This window comes from Paenibacillus sp. FSL M7-0420, assembly GCF_038002345.1.
Taxonomy (GTDB): Bacteria; Bacillota; Bacilli; order Paenibacillales; family Paenibacillaceae; genus Paenibacillus_AQ.
This window is the reverse complement of record NZ_JBBOCJ010000001.1, coordinates 5,303,300-5,324,554: the sequence shown is the minus strand read 5'-3', so window position 1 is coordinate 5,324,554 and position 21,255 is coordinate 5,303,300. Positions and strand designations below refer to the sequence as shown.

The 21,255-nt window shown below is 54.9% G+C and carries 19 protein-coding genes; all 19 read left to right on the top strand.

What is annotated here, in order from left to right; all coding sequences use genetic code 11:
* Positions 1 to 66 precede the first annotated feature (66 nt).
* Positions 67 to 1,995 (top strand): stage V sporulation protein D, encoded by a 1,929-nt coding sequence (locus MKX51_RS22715; RefSeq protein ID WP_036724385.1) that lies wholly within the window; start codon positions 67 to 69, stop codon positions 1,993 to 1,995.
* 248 nt (positions 1,996 to 2,243) lie between these two features.
* A complete protein-coding gene (locus MKX51_RS22710; protein ID WP_340993976.1) occupies positions 2,244 to 3,731 on the top strand; it encodes a UDP-N-acetylmuramoyl-L-alanyl-D-glutamate--2,6-diaminopimelate ligase in 1,488 nt (495 codons plus the stop codon).
* Complete coding sequence (locus MKX51_RS22705; protein WP_340993975.1) at positions 3,731 to 5,140, top strand: UDP-N-acetylmuramoyl-tripeptide--D-alanyl-D-alanine ligase; 1,410 nt, start codon at positions 3,731 to 3,733, stop codon at positions 5,138 to 5,140. Before MKX51_RS22710 ends, MKX51_RS22705 begins: the two co-directional genes overlap by 1 nt.
* A 15-nt stretch (positions 5,141 to 5,155) precedes the next feature.
* Positions 5,156 to 6,121, top strand: coding sequence for a phospho-N-acetylmuramoyl-pentapeptide-transferase (mraY, locus tag MKX51_RS22700; RefSeq protein WP_340938899.1), 966 nt, complete (start codon positions 5,156 to 5,158; stop codon positions 6,119 to 6,121).
* A gap of 3 nt (positions 6,122 to 6,124) precedes the next feature.
* Positions 6,125 to 7,546 (top strand): UDP-N-acetylmuramoyl-L-alanine--D-glutamate ligase, encoded by a 1,422-nt coding sequence (murD, locus tag MKX51_RS22695; protein ID WP_340993974.1) that lies wholly within the window; start codon positions 6,125 to 6,127, stop codon positions 7,544 to 7,546.
* 49 nt (positions 7,547 to 7,595) lie between these two features.
* A complete protein-coding gene (spoVE, locus tag MKX51_RS22690) occupies positions 7,596 to 8,693 on the top strand; it encodes a stage V sporulation protein E (protein ID WP_036724276.1) in 1,098 nt (365 codons plus the stop codon).
* 5 nt (positions 8,694 to 8,698) lie between these two features.
* Positions 8,699 to 9,814 carry an undecaprenyldiphospho-muramoylpentapeptide beta-N-acetylglucosaminyltransferase gene (gene murG / locus MKX51_RS22685; protein WP_340993973.1) on the top strand — a complete coding sequence of 372 codons (1,116 nt, stop codon included), beginning with the start codon at positions 8,699 to 8,701 and terminating at the stop codon, positions 9,812 to 9,814.
* A 185-nt stretch (positions 9,815 to 9,999) separates the two neighbouring features.
* Positions 10,000 to 11,283, top strand: a complete 1,284-nt coding sequence (murA, locus tag MKX51_RS22680) for a UDP-N-acetylglucosamine 1-carboxyvinyltransferase (protein ID WP_340938902.1) — start codon at positions 10,000 to 10,002, stop codon at positions 11,281 to 11,283.
* 65 nt (positions 11,284 to 11,348) lie between these two features.
* Positions 11,349 to 12,113, top strand: a complete 765-nt coding sequence (locus tag MKX51_RS22675) for a cell division protein FtsQ/DivIB (RefSeq protein WP_340993972.1) — start codon at positions 11,349 to 11,351, stop codon at positions 12,111 to 12,113.
* Positions 12,114 to 12,429: 316 nt separating this feature from the next.
* Positions 12,430 to 13,692: a cell division protein FtsA gene (gene ftsA / locus MKX51_RS22670; RefSeq protein ID WP_036690197.1), complete on the top strand. Its 1,263-nt coding sequence runs from the start codon at positions 12,430 to 12,432 to the stop codon at positions 13,690 to 13,692.
* 63 nt (positions 13,693 to 13,755) lie between these two features.
* On the top strand, positions 13,756 to 14,874 hold the full coding sequence (gene ftsZ, locus MKX51_RS22665; protein WP_036690196.1) for a cell division protein FtsZ: 1,119 nt from the start codon (positions 13,756 to 13,758) through the stop codon (positions 14,872 to 14,874).
* Positions 14,875 to 14,999: 125 nt separating this feature from the next.
* Complete coding sequence (locus tag MKX51_RS22660) at positions 15,000 to 15,863, top strand: Rpn family recombination-promoting nuclease/putative transposase (RefSeq protein WP_340993971.1); 864 nt, start codon at positions 15,000 to 15,002, stop codon at positions 15,861 to 15,863.
* A gap of 214 nt (positions 15,864 to 16,077) precedes the next feature.
* Positions 16,078 to 17,046, top strand: a complete 969-nt coding sequence (gene spoIIGA / locus MKX51_RS22655; protein ID WP_340993970.1) for a sigma-E processing peptidase SpoIIGA — start codon at positions 16,078 to 16,080, stop codon at positions 17,044 to 17,046.
* A gap of 8 nt (positions 17,047 to 17,054) precedes the next feature.
* Complete coding sequence (sigE, locus tag MKX51_RS22650) at positions 17,055 to 17,777, top strand: RNA polymerase sporulation sigma factor SigE (protein ID WP_036690190.1); 723 nt, start codon at positions 17,055 to 17,057, stop codon at positions 17,775 to 17,777.
* A gap of 78 nt (positions 17,778 to 17,855) precedes the next feature.
* A complete protein-coding gene (gene sigG, locus MKX51_RS22645) occupies positions 17,856 to 18,638 on the top strand; it encodes an RNA polymerase sporulation sigma factor SigG (protein WP_036690188.1) in 783 nt (260 codons plus the stop codon).
* A gap of 167 nt (positions 18,639 to 18,805) precedes the next feature.
* Entirely contained in the window at positions 18,806 to 19,150 is a 345-nt protein-coding gene (locus MKX51_RS22640) for a YlmC/YmxH family sporulation protein (protein WP_209871931.1), read from the top strand.
* Positions 19,151 to 19,253: 103 nt separating this feature from the next.
* Positions 19,254 to 20,111, top strand: a complete 858-nt coding sequence (gene pgeF / locus MKX51_RS22635; RefSeq protein WP_340993969.1) for a peptidoglycan editing factor PgeF — start codon at positions 19,254 to 19,256, stop codon at positions 20,109 to 20,111.
* A 4-nt stretch (positions 20,112 to 20,115) separates the two neighbouring features.
* A complete protein-coding gene (locus MKX51_RS22630) occupies positions 20,116 to 20,811 on the top strand; it encodes a YggS family pyridoxal phosphate-dependent enzyme (RefSeq protein ID WP_340938908.1) in 696 nt (231 codons plus the stop codon).
* Positions 20,811 to 21,254 (top strand): cell division protein SepF, encoded by a 444-nt coding sequence (locus tag MKX51_RS22625; protein ID WP_036690181.1) that lies wholly within the window; start codon positions 20,811 to 20,813, stop codon positions 21,252 to 21,254. The genes MKX51_RS22630 and MKX51_RS22625 overlap by 1 nt, the downstream gene beginning before the upstream one ends.
* Position 21,255: the final 1 nt, after the last annotated feature.

The following is a 21,255-nucleotide window of genomic DNA, read 5'->3' as shown; positions in this document are numbered from 1 at the left end:
CCTGTTTGTCCCGAATAGTCATGAAGGTAAGAGATCATGTCTATGAGCGAAAGCGGGGAGAACACAATGAAGGTATCGAAAGTCGTTAGCCGGCGGAGAATGCTGTGGACGCTGCTGGGACTGGCCGTGTTGTTCGGCGCGCTGGCTGTGCGTCTTGCCTATGTACAGTTAACCCAAGGCGAGAAGCTGAGCGAGAGGGCCGAGGATTTATGGCGGCGGAATATCCCCTTCACCGCCAAGCGCGGCGAGATTCTGGACAGGGAGGGTGTGGCGCTGGCTTATAACATCAGCTCACCGACGATTTATGCCATTCCTGTACAGGTGAAGGAGAAGGAACAGACCGCGAAGCAGCTGGCTCCGCTGCTCGGCATGACCGAGGAGAAGCTTGTTCAGCTGCTGACCCAAAAGAAAGCCTCAGTGAAACTGCAGCCCGGCGGCCGCAAAATTACGATGGAGCTTGCCGCGAGCATCCGTAATTTGCAGCTGCCGGGCATCGTTGTCGCTGAGGATAACAAACGGTATTATCCCTTCGGGGATCTGGCCGCACATATTCTGGGCTTCACCGGAATTGACAATCAGGGGATTACCGGTATTGAGAGTATCTATGATAAGCTGCTTCAGGGGAGCGCGGGCAATATCTCCTATCTCTCCGATGCGGGAGGCCGGCTGATGCCCGGGTCCTCCGAGAAGTACACCGAGCCGCAGGATGGACTTAGCCTGCAGCTGACCATCGACAAGCAGATTCAATCTATTATGGAACGCGAGCTGGATCAGGCCATGGTGAAATATCAGGCGCAGGGGGCCTGGTCTATTGCCATGGACCCCCGCAATGGCGAGATTCTGGCGATGGCCAGCCGGCCGGGGTATGAGCCGGGGGCTTACCAGGAATACGATGCCGAGGTATATAACCGGAATCTTCCGATCTGGATGACGTATGAGCCGGGTTCCACCTTCAAGATCATCACGCTGGCTGCAGCCTTGCAGGAGGGGAAGGTGGACCTGCAGCATGAGCATTTTTTTGATCCGGGCTACATTGAGGTCGGCGGAGCCAAGCTGCGCTGCTGGAAGAAGGGCGGGCATGGAAGCCAGACATTCCTTGAAGTGGTCGAGAACTCCTGCAACCCGGGATTTGTAGCCTTGGGACAGCGTCTGGGTAAGGATACGCTGTTCAAGTACATCCGGGATTTCGGCTTCGGGAGCAAGACGGGCATCGATCTGAACGGGGAAGCGAACGGGATTCTGTTCAAGCCGGCCCAGGTGGGCCCGGTGGAGCTGGCGACTACTGCATTCGGCCAGGGGGTATCCGTCACGCCCATCCAGCAGATTGCTGCGGTATCGGCAGCCATCAACGGCGGCAAGCTGTATACTCCGCATGTGGCCAAGGCCTGGATTAACCCGGATACCGGGAACGTTGTCTCCGAGACTGAGCCGGAGGAAGTGCGGCAGGTGATCTCGGAGGAGACTTCGAAGAAAGTGCGGGCTGCCCTTGAGAGCGTGGTTGCCAAAGGCACAGGCCGGCCGGCATTTATTGACGGCTATCGTGTGGGCGGCAAAACAGGGACAGCACAGAAAGTAATCAACGGCCGGTATTCTCCTACGGAGCATATCGTTTCCTTTATCGGCTTCGCCCCGGCGGATGATCCGCAGATCGTGGTCTATACGGCAGTCGATAACCCGAAGGGAATTCAGTTCGGGGGTGTAGTAGCCGCTCCGATTGTCCAGAATATTCTTGAGGATTCTCTTCTGTATCTGAAGGTTCCAGAGCGTAAGGATCAGCTGCCGAGAACCTATAAATACGGCGAGACCCCGATCGTGACGGTTCCTGATCTTACGGGAGCTACCGTTCAGGATATCTATGAGGATCTGAATATGAATTTCATGCTGGTCCGTTCCGGCACCGGCAATACCGTGATCAATCAGGCTCCGAAGGCCGGGGCAAGAGTGCAGCAAGGCTCCACGATCCGGATTTACATGGGAACGCCAAGTGAACCTTAAGTCGTATCATTTAAAGATTTATATAAATTGAACTTGAAAATATACAGACAGGGAAAAGTGACGGAAGGGAATTTTGGAGCTGTAGGAGCGGTAGCGTCCGCCTTTGTCACCGGATTTCTACCGCGAATAGCGGTTTGATTAAAAGAAATCTGGGGACAACAGCGGCCGGAAGCCCAAAACTTCTCTGGAGTCACGGTAATCCCATTACTGAAAAACTTACAAGTACAAATGCAGAGTGAGGGATAGGTATGTTAATTAAAGAGCTCTCTTCTTGTCTGGCTGCTTCCCGTCTATACGGGGACGGAGACATAGAAATATCAGATTTGCAGGCCGATTCACGCAAGGTGGGTCCGGGCGATTTGTTCATTTGTCTGCCCGGACATACAGTGGACGGACATGATTACGCACCTCAGGCTGCTGCCAAGGGCGCGGCTGCCCTGGTCTGCGAACGGAAGCTGGACATTGACCTGCCGCAGATCGTGGTGGATGACTGCCGGTATGCCATGTCTGTGCTGTCTAATGCCTTCTTCGGTTCACCGAGCAGCCGGATGAAGCTGATCGGCATCACCGGTACCAACGGCAAGACCACGACTACGTATCTGATTGAACGGATCATGCAGGATCATGGGGTGAAGACCGGCCTGATCGGTACAATCCAGATGCGGTATGACGGTCAGAGCTATCCGATGTCCGGTACGACTCAGGAATCGCTGGAGCTTCAGCGCAGCCTGAATCATATGGCGCTTAAGGGCGTGCAGTGCTGTGTAATGGAAGTATCCTCCCATGCCCTCCAGCAGGGCCGGGTGAAAGGGACCGACTACCGCACCGCGATCTTTACGAATCTGACCCAGGATCACCTGGATTACCACCATACGATGGAGGAGTACCGCGCAGTGAAGGGCTTGTTCTTCTCACGGCTCGGCAACGTGATCTCCCCGTGGAAGGAAGAACGCAAATATGCCGTGCTGAATGTCGACGATGAAGCCAGCGCCTATTTTGCCGCCCAGACCGCAGCGGAGGTCATTACATATGGTATCGACAAGGCTGCCAATGTCCGAGCCTCGCAAATATCGATCACCGCCAAAGGAACTTTTTTCCACGTGGAGACGTTTAAGGGTGAGACGGATATTTCGCTTCGCATGGTCGGCAAGTTCAACGTCTATAATGCGCTTGCGGCTATTACGGCTGCGCTGCTGGAGGATGTGCCGCTTGCGGACATCAAGGCCAGTCTGGAGTCGGTGTCCGGCGTGGACGGCCGTGTCGAATCGGTGGATGCCGGTCAGGATTTCGCGGTAATCGTTGACTATGCGCATACGCCGGACGGTCTGGAGAATGTGCTGAAGGCTGTTACGGAGTTTGCGCAAGGCAAGGTGCTTACTGTCTTCGGCTGCGGCGGGGACCGCGATACGACCAAACGGCCGCTCATGGGCAAAATAGCTGCCAAATACAGTGATCATGTGCTGGTCACCTCCGACAACCCGCGGACGGAGGACCCGCTGCAGATTCTGGCCGATATTGAGGCGGGCCTGCGTGAGGATGGCGTGGCGCGCGAGCGCTATGAGATGATTCCGGACCGGAGGGAAGCCATCACAAAAGCTGTTGAAATGGCAAGCCCCGGCGATGTAGTATTGATTGCGGGGAAAGGTCACGAGACCTATCAGCTGATCAAGGGAGTCGTGCATGATTTCGATGACCGCATCGTTGCCAAAGAAGTGATAAGGGGCCGAAGCTATTGATGATTAGAACATTGCATAACGTCGCGGAAATGTGCGGAGGAGAGCTGTCTTCATCCGAAGCTAAGGATATAGAGATTAAGGGAGTCGTAACCGACTCGCGCAAAATATCGCGGGACTGCCTGTTCGTCCCGCTCGTTGGAGAGAACTTCGACGGCCATCACTATGCAGCCGCTTCGCTGGCGGCAGGAGCTGCCGCTGCCCTCTGGCAGAGGGATAAGGGGCCTGCACCCGCAGGCGGCGGGATTATACTGGTAGAGGACACTTTAGAGGCACTGCAGAAGCTGTCCTCCGCCTATTTGGCTGAGGTGGCCCCCCAGGTGGTTGCCGTAACGGGAAGCAACGGCAAGACGACGACCAAGGATATGATTGCGGCACTGCTGGAAGTGCAGTACAAGGTACACAAGACCCAAGGGAACTTCAACAATCATATCGGCCTGCCGCTTACGATTCTCTCTATGGACAACGATGTTGAGATCGCCGTACTGGAGATGGGCATGAGCTCACGGGGAGAGATCGCCCTCTTGTCTTTGCTCGCTTCTCCTGACGTAGCGGTAATTACCAATGTCGGCGAATCCCATCTGCTCCAGCTTGGCTCCCGCAAGGAGATTGCCAGAGCTAAGCTGGAGATTGTGGACGGACTTCAGCCAGGCGGGCTGCTGATCTATAACGGGGATGAGCCGCTGCTTGCCGAGGTTCTGGCAGAGCCAGGCTTCCGCACGCCTGAAGGGCTGCTAACCTTCCGCTTCGGGCAGTCGGCTGACAATGATGATTATCCGACCGGCCTGATGACGCACAGCGGTGGAATGACCTTCACCTCGCTGCAGCATGGGGAGCGGGCCTTCACCCTTCCGCTGCCGGGGCAGCATAATGTAATTAATGCGCTCGCTGCGCTTGCAGTGGCGCGTCATTATAAGGTGACGGGTGAGAATATAGCAGAAGGACTAAGCGGCCTCAAGCTGACCGGTATGCGGATTGAAGTTATTCAGGCGGCAAGCGGGCTGGTGCTCTTGAATGATGCCTATAATGCCAGTCCTACATCCATGAGAGCGGCGATTGATGTGCTGCAGTCCATGAAATGCAGCGGCCGCAGAATCGCGGTGCTGGGGGACATGCTGGAACTCGGGCCGGAGGAGCTTCAGTTCCACCGGCAGATCGGCAGCTACATCGACCCGGAGCTGACGGATGACGTATTCACCTTCGGCCCGCTGTCGGCGCAGCTTGCGGCGGCGGCCTCGGAGCGGTTTGAGGCCGGGCATATCTATGCTTTTACAGATAAAGAAGCCTTGATCGATGCCTTGAACGCGAAGTGCGGTAATGACGATGTTGTGTTGTTCAAAGCATCCAGAGGGATGCGGCTGGAAGAAGTGCTACAGCGCTTGAAAGAACATTCTGAAGCGAATGCTAACTAAAGGAGGGGTGTACCCATGGATTATCAATTACTTCTGCTGACTATTGCTGTGTCCTTTATCCTTGCGGTCATTGCCGCTCCGCTAATCATACCGCTACTGCGCCGGCTTAAGCTGGGACAGCAGGTTCGTGACGACGGGCCCCAGACCCATCTGAAGAAGGCGGGAACCCCTACCATGGGCGGCGTAATTATCATGGTCGCGTTCACGCTGTCTTTTCTGAAATTCTCGGTCATTAATTCCGACTTCTATGTACTGTTGGCTGCTACGCTGGGCTATGGACTCATTGGTTTCCTAGATGATTATATCAAAATTGTGTTCAAGCGCTCCCTCGGGCTTACGGCCCGCCAGAAGCTGCTGGGCCAGCTGCTGGTCGGCGTCGTGCTCAGTGTTCTGCTGATCTCTTCCGGGCATCATACGAATATCAGCGTTCCGGGAACCTCCTTCAGCTTCGACTGGGGCCCCTGGTTCTATTATCCGTTCATTGTGCTGATGATGATGGCGGTCACGAATGCCGTTAACTTCACGGACGGTGTGGATGGTCTGCTGTCAGGCGTAAGCGCAATTGCGCTCGCTGCCTTCGCGGTGGTAGCCATGCAGGCAACCTCGATTGCCGCTGGTGTCTGTGCCGCTGCGATGATTGGCGCAGTGCTTGGCTTTCTCGTATTCAATGCCCATCCTGCCAAGGTGTTCATGGGCGATTTCGGCTCCTTCGGGATCGGCGGGGCAATAGGCGCGATTGCTATTGTCACCAAGACCGAGCTGCTCTTTGTGGTGATTGGCGGAGTCTTCGTGGTTGAAATGCTGTCCGTAATTATTCAGGTCGCTTCGTTTAAGACGCGCGGCAAACGGGTATTCAGAATGAGCCCGATCCATCATCACTTTGAGCTGGGCGGCTGGTCGGAGTGGCGTGTAGTCGTCTCCTTCTGGGCGGTGAGCCTCGTGCTGGCGGCAGCTGGACTATATCTCATCAAGGGGTTGTAACGAATGAAACATCCGGATCTGTACCGTGGTCAAGAGGTGGTCGTTCTGGGGCTCGCCAAAAGCGGCGTTCAGGTGGCCAAGGTGCTGCATGAACACGGCGCTGTGGTGACGGTCAATGATAAAAAGGAAAGAGATCAGAGTCCCGAAGCTTCCGAACTGGAATCTTTGGGAATTTCTGTTCTATGCGGCGGGCATCCGGAGAGCCTGATCCACGAGGGTGTGCAGCTGGTTGTCAAGAATCCGGGGATTCCGTATTCGGTCGCTCCGGTGCAGCAGGCGCTGGAGCTGGGGATTGAGGTGGTGACCGAGGTGGAGGTAGCTTATCATCTCTGCGCTGCCCCGATGATCGGCATCACCGGTTCCAACGGCAAGACCACTACAACGACCTGGGTGGGCCATATGCTGGAGGCAGCGGGGATGCGCCCCATTGTGGCCGGGAACATAGGAACGCCGCTCTCTCAGGCCGCACAGGAGGCTGACGCGGACAACTGGATGGTGGTCGAGCTAAGCAGCTTCCAGCTGAAGGGCACCGAAGCATTCCGGCCCAGAATCGCTGCCTTGCTGAATGTGGCGGAGACCCACCTGGACTACCATGGAGGCATGGAGGATTATGTAGCCTCCAAGTCGAAGCTGTTCGCCAATCAGGGACCGGAGGATACCGCTGTGCTGAACTGGGATGATCCGGTCTGCCGCGAGCTCGTACCCTATCTGAAGGCGGGCATTCTGCCCTTCTCCATGAACGAGGAGCTGGTGCAGGGCATCTTCGTCCGCCCGTCCTACGTGGCGGATACGGCAGATGAGCTGAAGCGGGTCATTATCTGCCGCGATTACACCGGGAGCGAGACCGAAATAGCCGATGTTGATTCTATCGGACTTCCCGGCCGTTTCAATGTGGGGAATGCGCTGGCTGCCTGCGGCATTGCCATTGCCGCAGGAGCGGACCCGGCGGTGCTGGGTCCGGTGCTGGCTTCCTTCCGCGGGGTGGAGCACAGGCTGGAGTATGTAACAGACAAGGCAGGGGCCGCCTATTATAACAATTCCAAGGCTACCAATTCCAAAGCTACCTCCATGGCGCTGGCCTCCTTCCGGAAGCCGGTCATTCTGATCGCAGGGGGCCTGGACCGCGGCTCGGATTATATGGAGCTGCTGCCTGTCCTCGGAGAGAATGTCAAAGCCCTGGTGGCGCTTGGACAGACCCGGGACAAGCTGGCGGCTGTAGCCCGGCTGGCAGGAGTAAAGACGGTCATCTCCGTCGATAATGGGGAGAGTGCCGCTGCCGTGCTGGAGCAGGCTGTGCGGGAGGCTTCCGCCCTGGCGGAAGCGGGGGATGTAGTTCTTCTGTCCCCTGCCTGTGCCAGCTGGGATATGTTTACCTCCTATGAGGAGCGCGGGCGTATTTTTAAAGAGGCGGTGCATAACCTTTAAGTAGGGGGGTGGATAAGCCCCTACTACGGATGCAAGAGGTGTGCTCCTGATGAACAAATCCCGTCATGCGCCCGATATCTGGCTGCTGCTTCCGATACTGGCTTTATTGGCTATCGGTATGGTAATGGTATACAGTGCCGGGTCCGTTCTGGGCTTCCGCAATTATGGCGATTCGTTTTATTTTGTCAAAAGACAGATGCTGTTCGCAGGCCTGGGCCTCATCGCGATGTTCATTACGGCGAACACCGATTATCTGGTGCTGAAAAGGTTCGCCCGGCCGCTCCTGCTGGTGTGCTTCGCCCTGCTGGTGCTGGTGCTGATTCCCGGCATCGGCGTGGTTCGCGGAGGTGCGCGCAGCTGGCTCGGCATCAGCTCCTTCGGCATTCAGCCCTCGGAATTCATGAAAATGGGGATGATCCTCTTCCTGGCCAAGTGGCTGGGAACCGAGGAGTATGACATCTCCAGCTTCATGCGCGGGCTGCTTCCGCCGCTTGCGCTGATCGGCTCCGCGTTTGCACTTATTATGCTTCAGCCGGATCTCGGCACAGGCACTGTCATGTTCGGCGCGGCCATGATGATGGTCTTCACAGCGGGGGCGCGGATGAAGCATCTGCTCTCCCTCGGTGCGCTGGGGCTGGCCGGGTTCGCCGGACTCATTGCCGCTGCGCCTTACCGGCTGCAGCGGATCACCGCCTTCCTGGACCCGTGGTCCGATCCGCTGGGCGCGGGTTATCAGATCATTCAGTCGCTCTACGCGGTGGGTCCCGGCGGGCTGGGCGGACTGGGCTTCGGGATGAGCCGGCAAAAATACAGCTATGTCCCGGAGCCGCAGACTGATTTTATTTTCTCTATATTGGCCGAGGAGCTGGGATTCATCGGAGGGCTGGCCGTGCTGCTGCTGTTCCTGCTGCTGATCTGGCGCGGAATGAAGGTAGCCATGAGCCTGCCGGACCGCTTCGGCAGCTATCTTGCCGTAGGAATCGTCTGTATGGTGGCGGTTCAGGTCGTCATCAACATCGGTGTGGTAATTGGCCTGATTCCGGTAACCGGCATCACGCTTCCGCTCATCAGCTATGGCGGCTCATCGCTCACCCTGATGCTCACAGCTCTTGGCATTCTGCTTAATTTATCCCGTTATGCGAGGTGAAAGACATGCGTATTGTACTTAGCGGCGGCGGCACAGGAGGACATATCTATCCTGCCGTAGCCGTAGCCAGACAACTGGAATCCGAAGATACGGATTCTGTCTTCCTGTATATAGGAGGCAAGCGAGGTCTGGAGAGCAAGCTGGTTCCTCAGGAGAATCTGCCTTTCCAGTCCATTGATATTACAGGCTTCCGCCGCAAGCTGTCGATGGATAATGTGAAGACGGTCATGCGGTTCCTGAAGGGGGTCAAAGCCTCCAAAGCCATGCTGCGCGAGTTCAAGCCTGATGTAGTTGTCGGCACCGGGGGGTATGTCTGCGGACCTGTGGTGTATGCAGCCTCCCGGCTCGGTATCCCGACGCTGATCCATGAACAGAATGCGATTCCGGGACTGACCAACCGCTTTCTCAGCCGGTATGCCAGCACGGTCGCGGTGAGCTTTGAAGGCACAGAGCCTGCTTTTCCCGGGGCCAAGAATGTAATCTATACGGGCAATCCCCGGGCCACTACGGTCATGACGGCTAATCCGCAGCGAGGCTTCGCTTCACTCGGTATCCCCGAAGGAAGCACGGTGGTGCTGGTTGTCGGAGGAAGCGGAGGAGCCAAGGCGATTAACCGTGCCATGATTGAAATGGCACCCTTTGTGGGTAAGGGTAATGGTGTTCACTATGTATATGTCACCGGAGAGTCTTACTTTGAGGATACCCGCAAAGCGGTACGCGAGCAGCTGGGCGGTATTCCGAACTGGCTGCATGTCCTCCCTTACGTTCACAATATGCCTGAGGTGCTGGCCTGCACTTCCCTGATCGTGAACCGGGCAGGCGCCTCTTTTCTCGCAGAGATTACCGCGCTTGGCATACCCTCTGTCCTCATTCCGTCTCCCAATGTAACGAACAATCATCAGGAAGCCAACGCCAGAGCGCTGGAAGGTGAAGGTGCGGCAGTGGTACTGCTGGAGAAGGACTTAAGTGGCGAGGCGCTGTTCACAGCGGTTCAGAAGATCATTGGAGCGGATACGCTGCGTCACAGCATGTCGGAGGCCTCTAGACGCCTAGGCAAAAGAGATTCCGCCTCCCTGGTTGTCAGCGAGCTCCGCAGACTGGCTGCAGGACGGGAACGCTAGAATCCGGGCTGACATTGTCACACACACGGAGCTCCGAACATAGGATGATCCTATAATCGTGACAATCACCCAGAGCGCTTCTTAATGTCTGAGATTCGGAAACGGAGTTCGTTCCGGCCGATTCTGCAGGACCGTGGTGCAGGAAGTGCTTACGGTGGGTGAGCGGTAATCTCGGAGGTGATACATTGGACAAATTGGTGATTGAGGGTGGAAACCCCCTGTCAGGCACCATACGTATCCATGGAGCAAAAAATGCGGCACTGCCCATTCTGGCAGCCAGCCTGCTGGCCGAAGGAGTTCACTCACTGCATAATGTGCCGAAGCTGCTGGACATCGAAACGATGCTGCATATTCTGCAGCGGCTGGGCTGCAGGACAGTACATGAAGAGGAGACGGTCACCGTCGATACATCCTTTCTCCTGACCTCTCATGTTCCGGAGGACCTGATGCGGCAGATGAGATCCTCCATATTCCTGATGGGCCCGCTTTTGGCCAAGTTCGGGGAAGTGACGATCTATCAGCCGGGGGGCTGTGCCATCGGGGAGCGCAAGATTGACCTCCACCTGCAGGGCCTGAAGCTGCTCGGGGCAGAGATTGAGGAGTCCGGCGGCCGGATCTGCTGCCGGGCTGCCAGCTTGAGAGGCTGTGATATCCATCTGGATTATCCCAGCGTGGGCGCCACGGAGAATATCATGATGGCCGCCGCCATGGCCGAGGGCACAACCACCGTCTCCGGGGCAGCGAGAGAGCCGGAAATCCAGGACCTGCAGAACTTCCTCAATGCGATGGGGGCACAGATTATCGGCGCAGGGACGGATACGATCACCATTCAGGGTGTCCGCAAGCTCCATGCCTGCAGCTATGAGGTGATCCCCGACCGGATTGTTGCCGGAACCGTGATGATTGCCGCCGCCGCCACGCGGGGCAATGTGACGCTGACACACACCAATGCAGGACATTTGACCTCCCTGATCCACATCCTGAGGCGCGCCGGTGTTCAAATTACAGTGTGCAATGATATAATTAATATCAGCTGTATGGGACGTCCCCGTGCGGTTGAGCGAATTGTTACCTCTCCGTATCCGTCCTTTCCTACGGACCTGCAGTCTCAGGTTATGGTTCTATTGTCCCTGGCGGAAGGATTCAGTGTGATTAAGGAAACGGTCTTCGAAGGGCGCTTCAAGCATGTGGAGGAGATGGCCCGGATGGGAGCCGATATCTCCATTGATCTGAACAGGGCCTTCATACGCGGCGTTCAGAGGTTGTACGGGGCAACGGTTGAGGCTACTGACCTGCGGGCAGGAGCAGCCCTTGTAATCGCCGGGCTGGCTGCTCAGGGAACGACTATTGTTGAGCAGGCGCATCATATTGACCGGGGATACGACGGCATTGAGTTACTGTTTCAGAAGCTGGGAGCACGCATTAGCCGCAAGGTGCCTGTGCCTGACCCGCTGGATTTGGCCAATTAAAGCTCCCTGTCTCCTTCGGCGTAGCCGTGAGGAAGGAGACAGGGCCTTATTACGGAGATATGAGAATGCCAAAAACGCGAATACCTCTTTTGAAAGAGGACAAGCCTAGCAAGAGAAAAAACCGTAAAATCATCATTATCCTGGCACTGCTGTTCACTGCGCTGCTTGCTGTAATCTTCTTCCGTTCGTCGATCAGCAAGATTACAGCCATTGAAATGCAGGGGGATAAATATACGTCCCGCGAGCAGCTGCTGGCTGCAAGCGGTCTGAAGATCGGAGGACAGTTCTTCGCAGTCTCCGGAGATACTGTGGGGAAGGCGCTGGAGGAGCTGAAGACGGTTCAGGAGGCGCAAGTAAGCAAGAGGTTCCCCGGTGTGGTTACGATCACTGTGAAGGAGTACCCGGCGGTTGCCTATGAGCTGGACCAGGCAGGCGTGCTGGAGGCTATTCTGTCGAGCGGGGCCGCCGTCTCTGTGACGGATACCGGAATTGCCGTGGAGAAGCCGATACTGACCAACTGGAAGGCTGACGATCCTTATAAGACCAAGCTGTGCCAGGCGCTGGCCGAAATTCCAAATGAGCTGACCAGTGATATATCGGAGATCGTGCCTTCCCCGACGTTATCTTTTCCTGACCGGATCAAGCTCTATACACGTTCACGTTTTGAGGTCATTACGGCCATTTCCCTGCTGAAGAATAAAGTAGGCTATTTGAATCAGGTGATTCAGACGGAGGAGCCGGGACTGATCAAAATGCTGGAGGCGGATTCCTATGTTCCGTTCCATACCGAAGCCGGGGACAACGGGGAAGACGCAGAGACACAAGAGTAAATAGTCCCTACTAATAGAGCGGAATAAATGCTACAATCTGTTTTACGGGCAATAAGCAATATCCCTCTTTTTTCTGCGGATTTTTTGAGATATATAGCCGTTGTTCTCTTGTTTTCCTTGTTTGAATGTCAGGTGCTGATCCCGCTAAGCGGAGGGCGCCTGCCTGCACGTGAATACCTTGTCATATTATTCCTCTCAAAAAATTTGTTGAAAAAAGAGGGAAAGGATTAGGGATGTTGAATATGTACAGAGATGTTTCCCGCGACCGGGATCAAAGACATGTTTATTATGATTATAACAGGAGGTGCCATAGGGCTTGAGCAACAATGACATCATTGTTAGTTTGGACATCGGTACATCCAAAGTTCGGGCAATAATCGGGGAAGTTACTAGTGGAACCTTCAATATTATTGGCGTTGGATCTGCTGATTCGGAAGGGATACGCAAGGGTGCGATTGTAGACATCGATCAGACTGTGCAATCGATCAGGAGTGCCGTAGAGCATGCGGAGCAAATGGTCGGTATTCAAATATCCGAGGTGTATGTCGGCATTTCCGGCAACCATATCGGCCTGCAATCCAGCCATGGCGTAGTTGCCGTTCAGAATGAGGACCGTGAGATCGGCGAAGATGACATCGACCGCGTAATCAAGGCAGCGGAGGTCATTGCACTCCCGCCTGAACGCGAGGTCATTGATGTTGTCGCCAAGCAGTATATCGTAGACGGCCTTGAAGGCATTCAGGACCCGCGCGGAATGATCGGCGTCCGCCTGGAAGTGGAGGCCACGATCATTACCGGTGCCAAGACCCCCATACATAATCTGCTCCGCTGCGTGGAGAAATCAGGTCTTAAGGTTAAAGATCTTGTCCTTATGTCTCTCGGGGCTGGCGGATTAGCGCTCTCCAAAGATGAGAAATCGATGGGGGCTGTACTGGTGGATATAGGTGCCGGACAAGCCACGATAGCCGTATATGAAGAAGGTTCCCTTAGTGCAACCTCCACGATTCCGATCGGAGGAGAATTCATAACCAATGATATTGCGTACGGACTTCGGACACTTACCGACCAGGCCGAGAAGGTCAAGCTGAAATACGGCTGTGCCTGGATCGACGATGCCGCTTCGGAGGTCGTTTTCAAAGTCCTGCGTATCGGCAGCAATGTAGAGAAGGAATTCAACCAGGAAGATCTGGCGGCGATTATCGAGCCGAGAGTCCAGGAAATCTTCCACCTGATCCGCCAGGAAGTGAAGCGGCTTGGTTATACGGAGCTCCCGGGAGGTTATATACTTACGGGTGGTACAGTTTCGATGCCTGGGGTGCTTAAGGTGGCCCAGAACGAGCTGGCAGCCTCCGTACGGATCGCTGTTCCGGATTATATTGGAGTACGCGACCCCGGCTTCACGGGCGGCGTAGGCATCCTTCATAATGTGGTACGTAACTACCGCGGACGGAGCAGCGGCGGAAGTGCCAACAAGAAGACCGTTAACCGCAGCAAGCAGAGCGCAGCGCCGGTTCAGGATTCTTCCAAGAAGCCGGGTCTGGTGGAACGACTAAAGAATATGTTTAGCGAGTTCATATAAGTGTAATCCAGATATACTTGGACTGGCCATCCAAGCACTACTCGAGGGGGAGATGGAAACAATATGTTGGAATTTGATTTTGAAATGGAGAGTTTGGCGCAAATAAAAGTCATCGGCGTCGGCGGCGGCGGAAGCAACGCTGTGAACCGGATGATTGAAAATGGCGTTCAGGGTGTTGAGTTCATCACGGTTAATACAGACGCCCAAGCGCTGCATATGGCCAAATCGGAGCATAAATTACAAATCGGGGATAAATTGACCCGCGGACTTGGCGCAGGAGCGAATCCTGAGGTCGGCAAGAAGGCGGCAGAGGAATCCCGCGATCTGATCTCGAATACGCTGAAGGGCGCGGATATGGTCTTCGTTACCGCAGGCATGGGCGGCGGTACCGGAACAGGCGCAGCGCCTGTCATTGCCGAAATCGCCAGAGAATGCGGAGCATTGACGGTAGGCGTCGTGACCCGCCCGTTCACTTTTGAAGGCAGAAAACGTGCCAACCAGGCAGAGCTCGGAATCGAAGCGCTCAAGGAAAAGGTTGATACGCTGATTGTGATTCCGAATGACCGCCTCCTGGAAATTGTGGATAAGAAGACTCCAATGCTCGAAGCCTTCCGTGAAGCGGACAATGTACTCCGTCAGGCGGTACAAGGCATCTCCGACCTTATTCAGGTTCCCGGCCTGATCAACCTTGACTTTGCCGATGTGAAGACGATTATGACGGAGCGCGGTTCAGCGCTTATGGGCATCGGGATTGCAACCGGTGAGAACCGTGCATCTGAGGCGGCCCGCAAGGCGATCATGAGCCCGCTGCTTGAAACCTCCATTGAAGGTGCACGCGGCGTCATTATGAACATTACAGGCGGCTCTAACCTCTCCCTGTACGAAGTGAATGAAGCTGCCGAGATTGTTACCTCTGCTTCGGACCCTGAAGTGAATATGATCTTCGGTGCCATTATCGAAGAGAGCATGAAGGACGAGATCAAGGTTACGGTTATTGCGACCGGTTTTGAACACAAGCCTTCTCCCATAGCTCCTGTACGCCGTCCTGCGGCAAACAGCGAACCCGCTGCTGATAATAAGAGCAAGAGTGAGAATCTTCGTCCGTTCGGGAATCAGACAAGCTCTGATCAGCTGGATATTCCGACCTTCCTGCGCAACCGGACACGCGGCAATAATGATTAAGAGCCATCAATAGCGATTATAGCTTAGACTGTTACGGAAGCACCGTATCACGCAGCTTTGAACTGCGGGGTATGGTGTTTTTTTGCTTTTCAGGCTGTATAATAACGTTAACGGGAGACGATACCATGGAAATGCTGGACCCCCGGGTGGATTTTGTATTTAAGCGGATATTTGCAAGCGAGGGCAACAAGGATGTACTGCTCGCTTTTCTGAACCAGATATTCTTGGATGCGGGCGATCTTCCGCTGGAGGAAGTGGTGCTGCTCAATCCCTATACGGATAAGGATGATCCGCTGGATAAGCAATCGATATTTGACATTTGGGCGAAGTCTGTAGACGGCAAGCTGATTAATATTGAGATGCAGCTGTTTAACAAATATGATATTGAGAAACGGACCTTGTATTACTGGAGCAAAAGGTATGCGGGCCAGCTTCAGGTGAGCGGCAAATATATAGACCTCAAGAAATGTGTGACCATCAATATTCTGAATTATAAGGTACTCCCTAATGAACATACACACAGTGTATTTCATTTGCGGGAGGACAGCAGCGGAGCGCCGCTGACAGACGATATCGAGATTCATTTCCTGGAGCTGCCCAAGCTGAACCAGCCGGCTAAGCCCGGCGAGGGCGGCCTTGTGAACTGGCTGCTGTTCTTGAAAGGGATTGACTACTCTGATTGGGAGGTGCTGCAAATGAACGAGCCAGCCTTGAAGAAGGCGATGGAGACGCTGGAATTTCTGAGTCAGGATTCAGAAGCCCGCCGTAAATATGAGGACCGCCAGAAGTTTCTGATGGACGAAGCTTCACAGCGTGATGGTGCGCTTAGGGAAGGCTTCGCCAAGGGAGTGGCGGAAGGTGCAGCGGCAGGTGAGTTAGAAGCCAAACGGGTTATAGCAAAGAATCTCCTGTCTATGGGAATGGATTATCCTTCAGTGCAGAAGGCCACCGGACTCTCCGAAGAAGAGTTGGAATCTATCAACAATTAAATCCGGCACGAATGAAGCCAGCCGCTTAAGGCTGGCTTTTGTTGTGCGCTGAAGTTCCTCTCAAGGCCTATAACTCGACAAAAAAACTGCAAGAACGCCCCCCATGTTTAGACAGACTTTGGATGCGGGAGTTTCTATACTAATCATATCGTCTAAAAAGAGAGCCTGCACCCCGGCCTCCGGATAGATATCCGCTTGCAGGCAGGTGAGAGCGATGGTTGTGTATATTGACTTGATTTTTGCCGCCAATCTGCTGATCGACGGAGTCCTGCTGTGGCTGACAAGCTGGCTGGTTAAGCACAAGGTGTCCTGGTGGCGGCTGACACTCTCAGCGCTGGCGGGGGCTCTCTATGTTGTCATGATGTTTGTACCGGAGCTGTCCTTTCTGTATACCTTTCTCGTCAAATTCGGTTTATCGGTTTTGATGATCTGGATAGCCTTTGGATTTAGAAGTCTGCAAAGCTATCTTCGGGCATTTGGGGCGTTTTATATCATTAATTTTGCGGCGGCGGGAGGGATCATAGGCGTTCATTATCTGCTGCAAAGCTCTGGTGACATCTGGAAGGGCATAATCTTCACCTCCTCGGGAGGCCAAGCTTACCATCTGAAGATCGGGTTCTGGTTCGTGCTTGCCCTGCTTCCGCTGGTGCTGCTGCTCTTCAAGCTGATCCAGTCCTCCCGCCGGCACAGAGAGCAACTGGATTCCTATATCGGGGAAGTGACGGTGGAGATCGACGGAGTATCAGTTACCTGCCCCGGACTACTGGATACCGGGAACCGGCTCAGCGATCCGCTGACGAGGATTCCGGTGATGGTGATGGAAGCCTCGCTGTGGGAGGGCCATTTGCCGGCTTCCTGGAAAGGGAGGCTGACCCAGACGGGTGCAGATACACTTGTACTGGAAACGGACGGGCAGTCGTTCGCCTGGCAGGACAGGGTACGGCTGGTGCCGTACAGAGGCGTCAACCGCGGGGCATCCTTCATGCTCGCGCTGAAGCCGGATAAGGTGAGGATAGAGCTTGGCGGTGATACCTTTTGCAGCACAAGGGTACTCATCGGGCTGGATGGCGGGACACTGTCGGGAGACGGCGCGTACCGGGCGGTCATACATCCTGACCTGACCCATAAAGAGAGTGCTCCAGAAGCGCCGGCTGACAAGGTGATGGGGCTAAGTAACCTATAGGAGGAACAATAATGGTTAAATTCAAGCTTGTGCTGCAACTGCAGTATTACCGCATGCTGTTTCTGCTCGGTCTGAAGAGCCAGGAGATTTATTATATCGGGGGAAGTGAAGCGCTGCCGCCGCCGCTGACACGCGAGGAGGAGGAATTTCTGCTCCAGCGGCTCTCCAGCGGGGATGCGGCGGTCCGGGCTATGCTGATTGAGCGTAACCTGCGGCTGGTGGTCTACATCGCCCGGAAATTCGAGAACACCGGCATTAACATCGAGGATCTGGTATCTATTGGCGCGATTGGACTCATTAAGGCGGTCAACACCTTTGATCCGGAGAAAAAAATCAAGCTGGCCACGTACGCCTCGCGCTGCATCGAGAATGAGATTCTGATGTATCTGCGGCGCAACAGCAAGACCAGAAGCGAGGTTTCTTTTGATGAACCGCTGAATATTGACTGGGACGGCAACGAGCTGCTGCTCTCGGATGTGCTGGGTACGGAGAACGATACGATCTACCGCAACATCGAGGAGCAGGTCGACCGTAAGCTGCTGCAGAAGGCGCTGGAGAAGCTTAGCGAGCGGGAACGGCTGATTATGGAGCTTCGTTTCGGGCTGCGGGGCGGCGAGGAAAAAACGCAAAAGGATGTGGCCGATCTGCTGGGCATTTCCCAATCCTATATTTCGCGCCTGGAGAAACGAATTATCAAGCGGCTGCGCAAGGAGTTCAACAAGATGGTGTAAGTGATGAAAGCTGAGGAATAAAATGCCGGACCGGGGAGATAATGTACAGTAATGTTTCTCCTTGGGAGGTTAATCATCATGACCCGAAATAAAGTCGAGATTTGCGGTGTGGACACCGCCAAGCTGCCTGTTCTCACGAACGTGGAAATGCGGGCATTGTTCACTTCGCTGCAGCAGCAGGGCGAGCGATCCGCCAGAGAGAAATTGGTAAATGGCAACCTCAGGCTTGTGCTAAGCGTGATTCAAAGGTTCAATAATCGTGGAGAGTTCGTGGATGATTTGTTTCAGGTAGGCTGCATCGGACTCATGAAAGCCATCGATAATTTCGATTTATCGCAGAATGTCAAGTTCTCCACCTATGCGGTGCCGATGATCATCGGAGAGATCCGCCGCTACTTGCGCGACAACAACCCGATCCGGGTATCCCGCTCCCTGCGTGACATTGCCTATAAGGCGCTGCAGGTGCGTGACAGCCTGACGAACCAGAATTCGCGGGAGCCGACGATCTTCGAAATATCCGAAGCGCTCGGCGTTCCGAAGGAGGATGTTGTCTTCGCGCTTGATGCGATCCAGGACCCGGTATCCCTGTTCGAGCCGATCTATCATGACGGCGGGGACCCGATCTATGTGATGGATCAGATCAGCGACGACAAGAACAAGGATGTCTCCTGGATTGAGGAGATTGCGCTCCGGGAGGCCATGCAGCGGCTGGGGCAGCGGGAGAAACGCATTCTGTCGATGCGCTTCTTCGAAGGCAAGACCCAGATGGAGGTCGCTGACGAGATTGGCATCTCACAGGCCCAGGTCTCACGGCTTGAGAAATCAGCGATCCAGCAAATGCAAAAGCATGTAAAGTCCTGACCACAGTCTATAAATGAGCGGAGGATATTCCGGAATGGCGGCACCTAGCGGCCAGCCGGGATATCCTTTTATATGTCCGGGGCGCTGAGGCTCTGGAATACAGTCATGCGGCCAAGCCCTAAGGACATATACTGAAGCTATAGGTCTGAATGTACAGGGGTGGCAGGATGATTGAGGAAACGTCAGCTTCGGGTAAAAAGATGAAAATCTCCGATTTTCAAACCAAAGATGTAATCAATATTGTGGACGGTAAACGGCTGGGCCAGATCAGCGATCTGGAGCTGGATTTGCGCAGAGGCGTTATTGACGCTGTGATTGTCCCGGGGTACACCCGGTTCATGGGGCTGTTCGGCGGCGGCGCCGATCTTGTGATTCCGTGGCGGAATATCGTGAAGATCGGGGCGGATGTCGTGCTCGTGAAGCTGGAGGAGCCCCGCATACCGCAGGGACAGGAAGACCGCGAGATGATGTACCTGGATCGGCCGGACCGCAGTGAACGGCGCACTTATTAATGAGGTGCGTCTTTTTTCTGCCTTTATGGGTATAGTCATAGGGTGGGTTGAGAAATGGACGGTGTGGGATGAGTTTGTGTTACACTTAAGCGGAGGTGAAGAGATGGAACCGTTTATGCAAAATGGCGCAGCGCCCATGCTGCTGCATCTGGAGCCGTGGCGTGAGCCCTATAAGAGCATTACTGCAGGCTTTACCGGCAGAGCAGGCGGCAGCGGCACGAAGCCGTATGACAGCTTCAATTGTGCTTTTCATGTAGGCGATGATCCGGCGGATGTGCTGGCTAACCGCAGCCTGCTGGCTGCGAGTCTGGGCTTCCGGCTGGCCGACTGGACCTGCGGGGAACAGACCCACGGCAAAGAGATCGCAGTCATTGCAGAACAGGACCGGGGCCGGGGCAGCCTGGACCGGAACTCTGCCTTTCAGGCCACGGACGGGCTGCTGACGAATGTGCCCGGGGTGCTGCTGACTTCTTTTTACGCCGATTGTGTGCCGCTGTTCTTCCATGATCCGCTGAACCGCGTGGTAGGGCTGGCGCATGCTGGCTGGAAGGGGACCGTGGCGGAAATCGCGGCGGCGATGGTGGAGCGCATGGGACAGACGTACGGGAGCCGTCCAGAGGACATACAGGCCGCTATAGGGCCTTCCATCGGTGACTGCTGCTATGAGGTGGATGATTATGTAATGGACCCTGTCCGCCGCCTGGAGGCCGGGCTGAACCTGCCGGCTGCGGCAGAAGGCGCGCGGGCTGTATATAGACCATCGGAGACAGACAGCAGCAAAATGATGCTGAACTTGAAAGAATTGAATCAACGCATTATGATAAAAGCAGGAATATTGCCGACTCATATCGAATGTACAACTTGGTGTACAAGCTGTAACAGTGATCTGTTCTTCTCCTACCGGAAGGAAAACGGGGTCACTGGGAGAATGACGAGCTGGATCGGAATAAAGGAGAGTTGACATTTTGGCCTCGCTACAAGAAAGAATAGCCACTACCCGGGAACGTGTCGCACGGGCCTGCGCGGCCAGCGGCCGGGATACCAGTGAAGTCAAGCTGATTGCGGTAACGAAATACGTATCGCTGAATACGGTTGCCGCTGTGCTGGAGGCCGGTCTTGAGGAGATCGCCGAGAGCCGCTGGCAGGATGCGGAGCCGAAATGGAATGCGCTTGGACATAAGGGAATATGGCACTTTATCGGGCATTTGCAGACGAATAAGGTGAAGGACGTTATCGGTAAATTTCAATATATTCACTCTCTGGACCGGCTGTCGCTGGCCAGGGAGCTGCATAAGAAGGCGGAAGCTGCGGGACTTGATGTGAAGGTGTTCCTGCAGGTGAATATTTCAGGCGAGGATACCAAGTTCGGCCTGGCGCCGGAAGCGGTGGAGGACTTCCTGAGGGAGATCGCCCCGCTTGACCGGGTGAAGGTCATCGGACTGATGACGATGGCTCCTCACGAGGAAGACCCCGAGGCGACCCGGCCGGTATTCCGCGGACTCCGCGAGCTGCGTGACCGGCTGAATCTCCTGGGCTTGACACCTGAGCCAATACAAGAGCTGTCGATGGGCATGTCGAATGACTTTGAAGTGGCGATACAGGAAGGAGCCACCCGGGTACGCCTGGGAACGGTATTAGTAGGTCATGAGGAGGGAGAATGATGGGCGTGATGAACCGATTTATGAGTTTCTTGGGCTTGCAGGAGGAAGAGGAGATTGTGGAACGGGAGCAAATCTCCCGCGATGAGGATGAATACGAACCCGCCCCTGTAGAAACACGCAAGAATCAGAGGGCCAACGTCGTCAGCATTCATTCCCAAAAAAATGTGAAGGTTGTACTCTACGAGCCGCGTTCGTATGACGAGGCGCAGGAGATTGCCGACCACCTGCGTTCACACCGCACGGTAGTAATTAACCTGCAGCGGGTGCGCAATGACCAGGCGATGCGGATTATTGATTTTCTCAGCGGAACTGTTTATGCTCTGGGTGGAGGAATATCCAAAATTGGGGGCAATATATTTATGTGCACACCGGACACCGTGGAGATTCAAGGCTCCATTACCGAGATCCTGGGTGACGAGCAAGATTACAACAGAATGAGGTGAG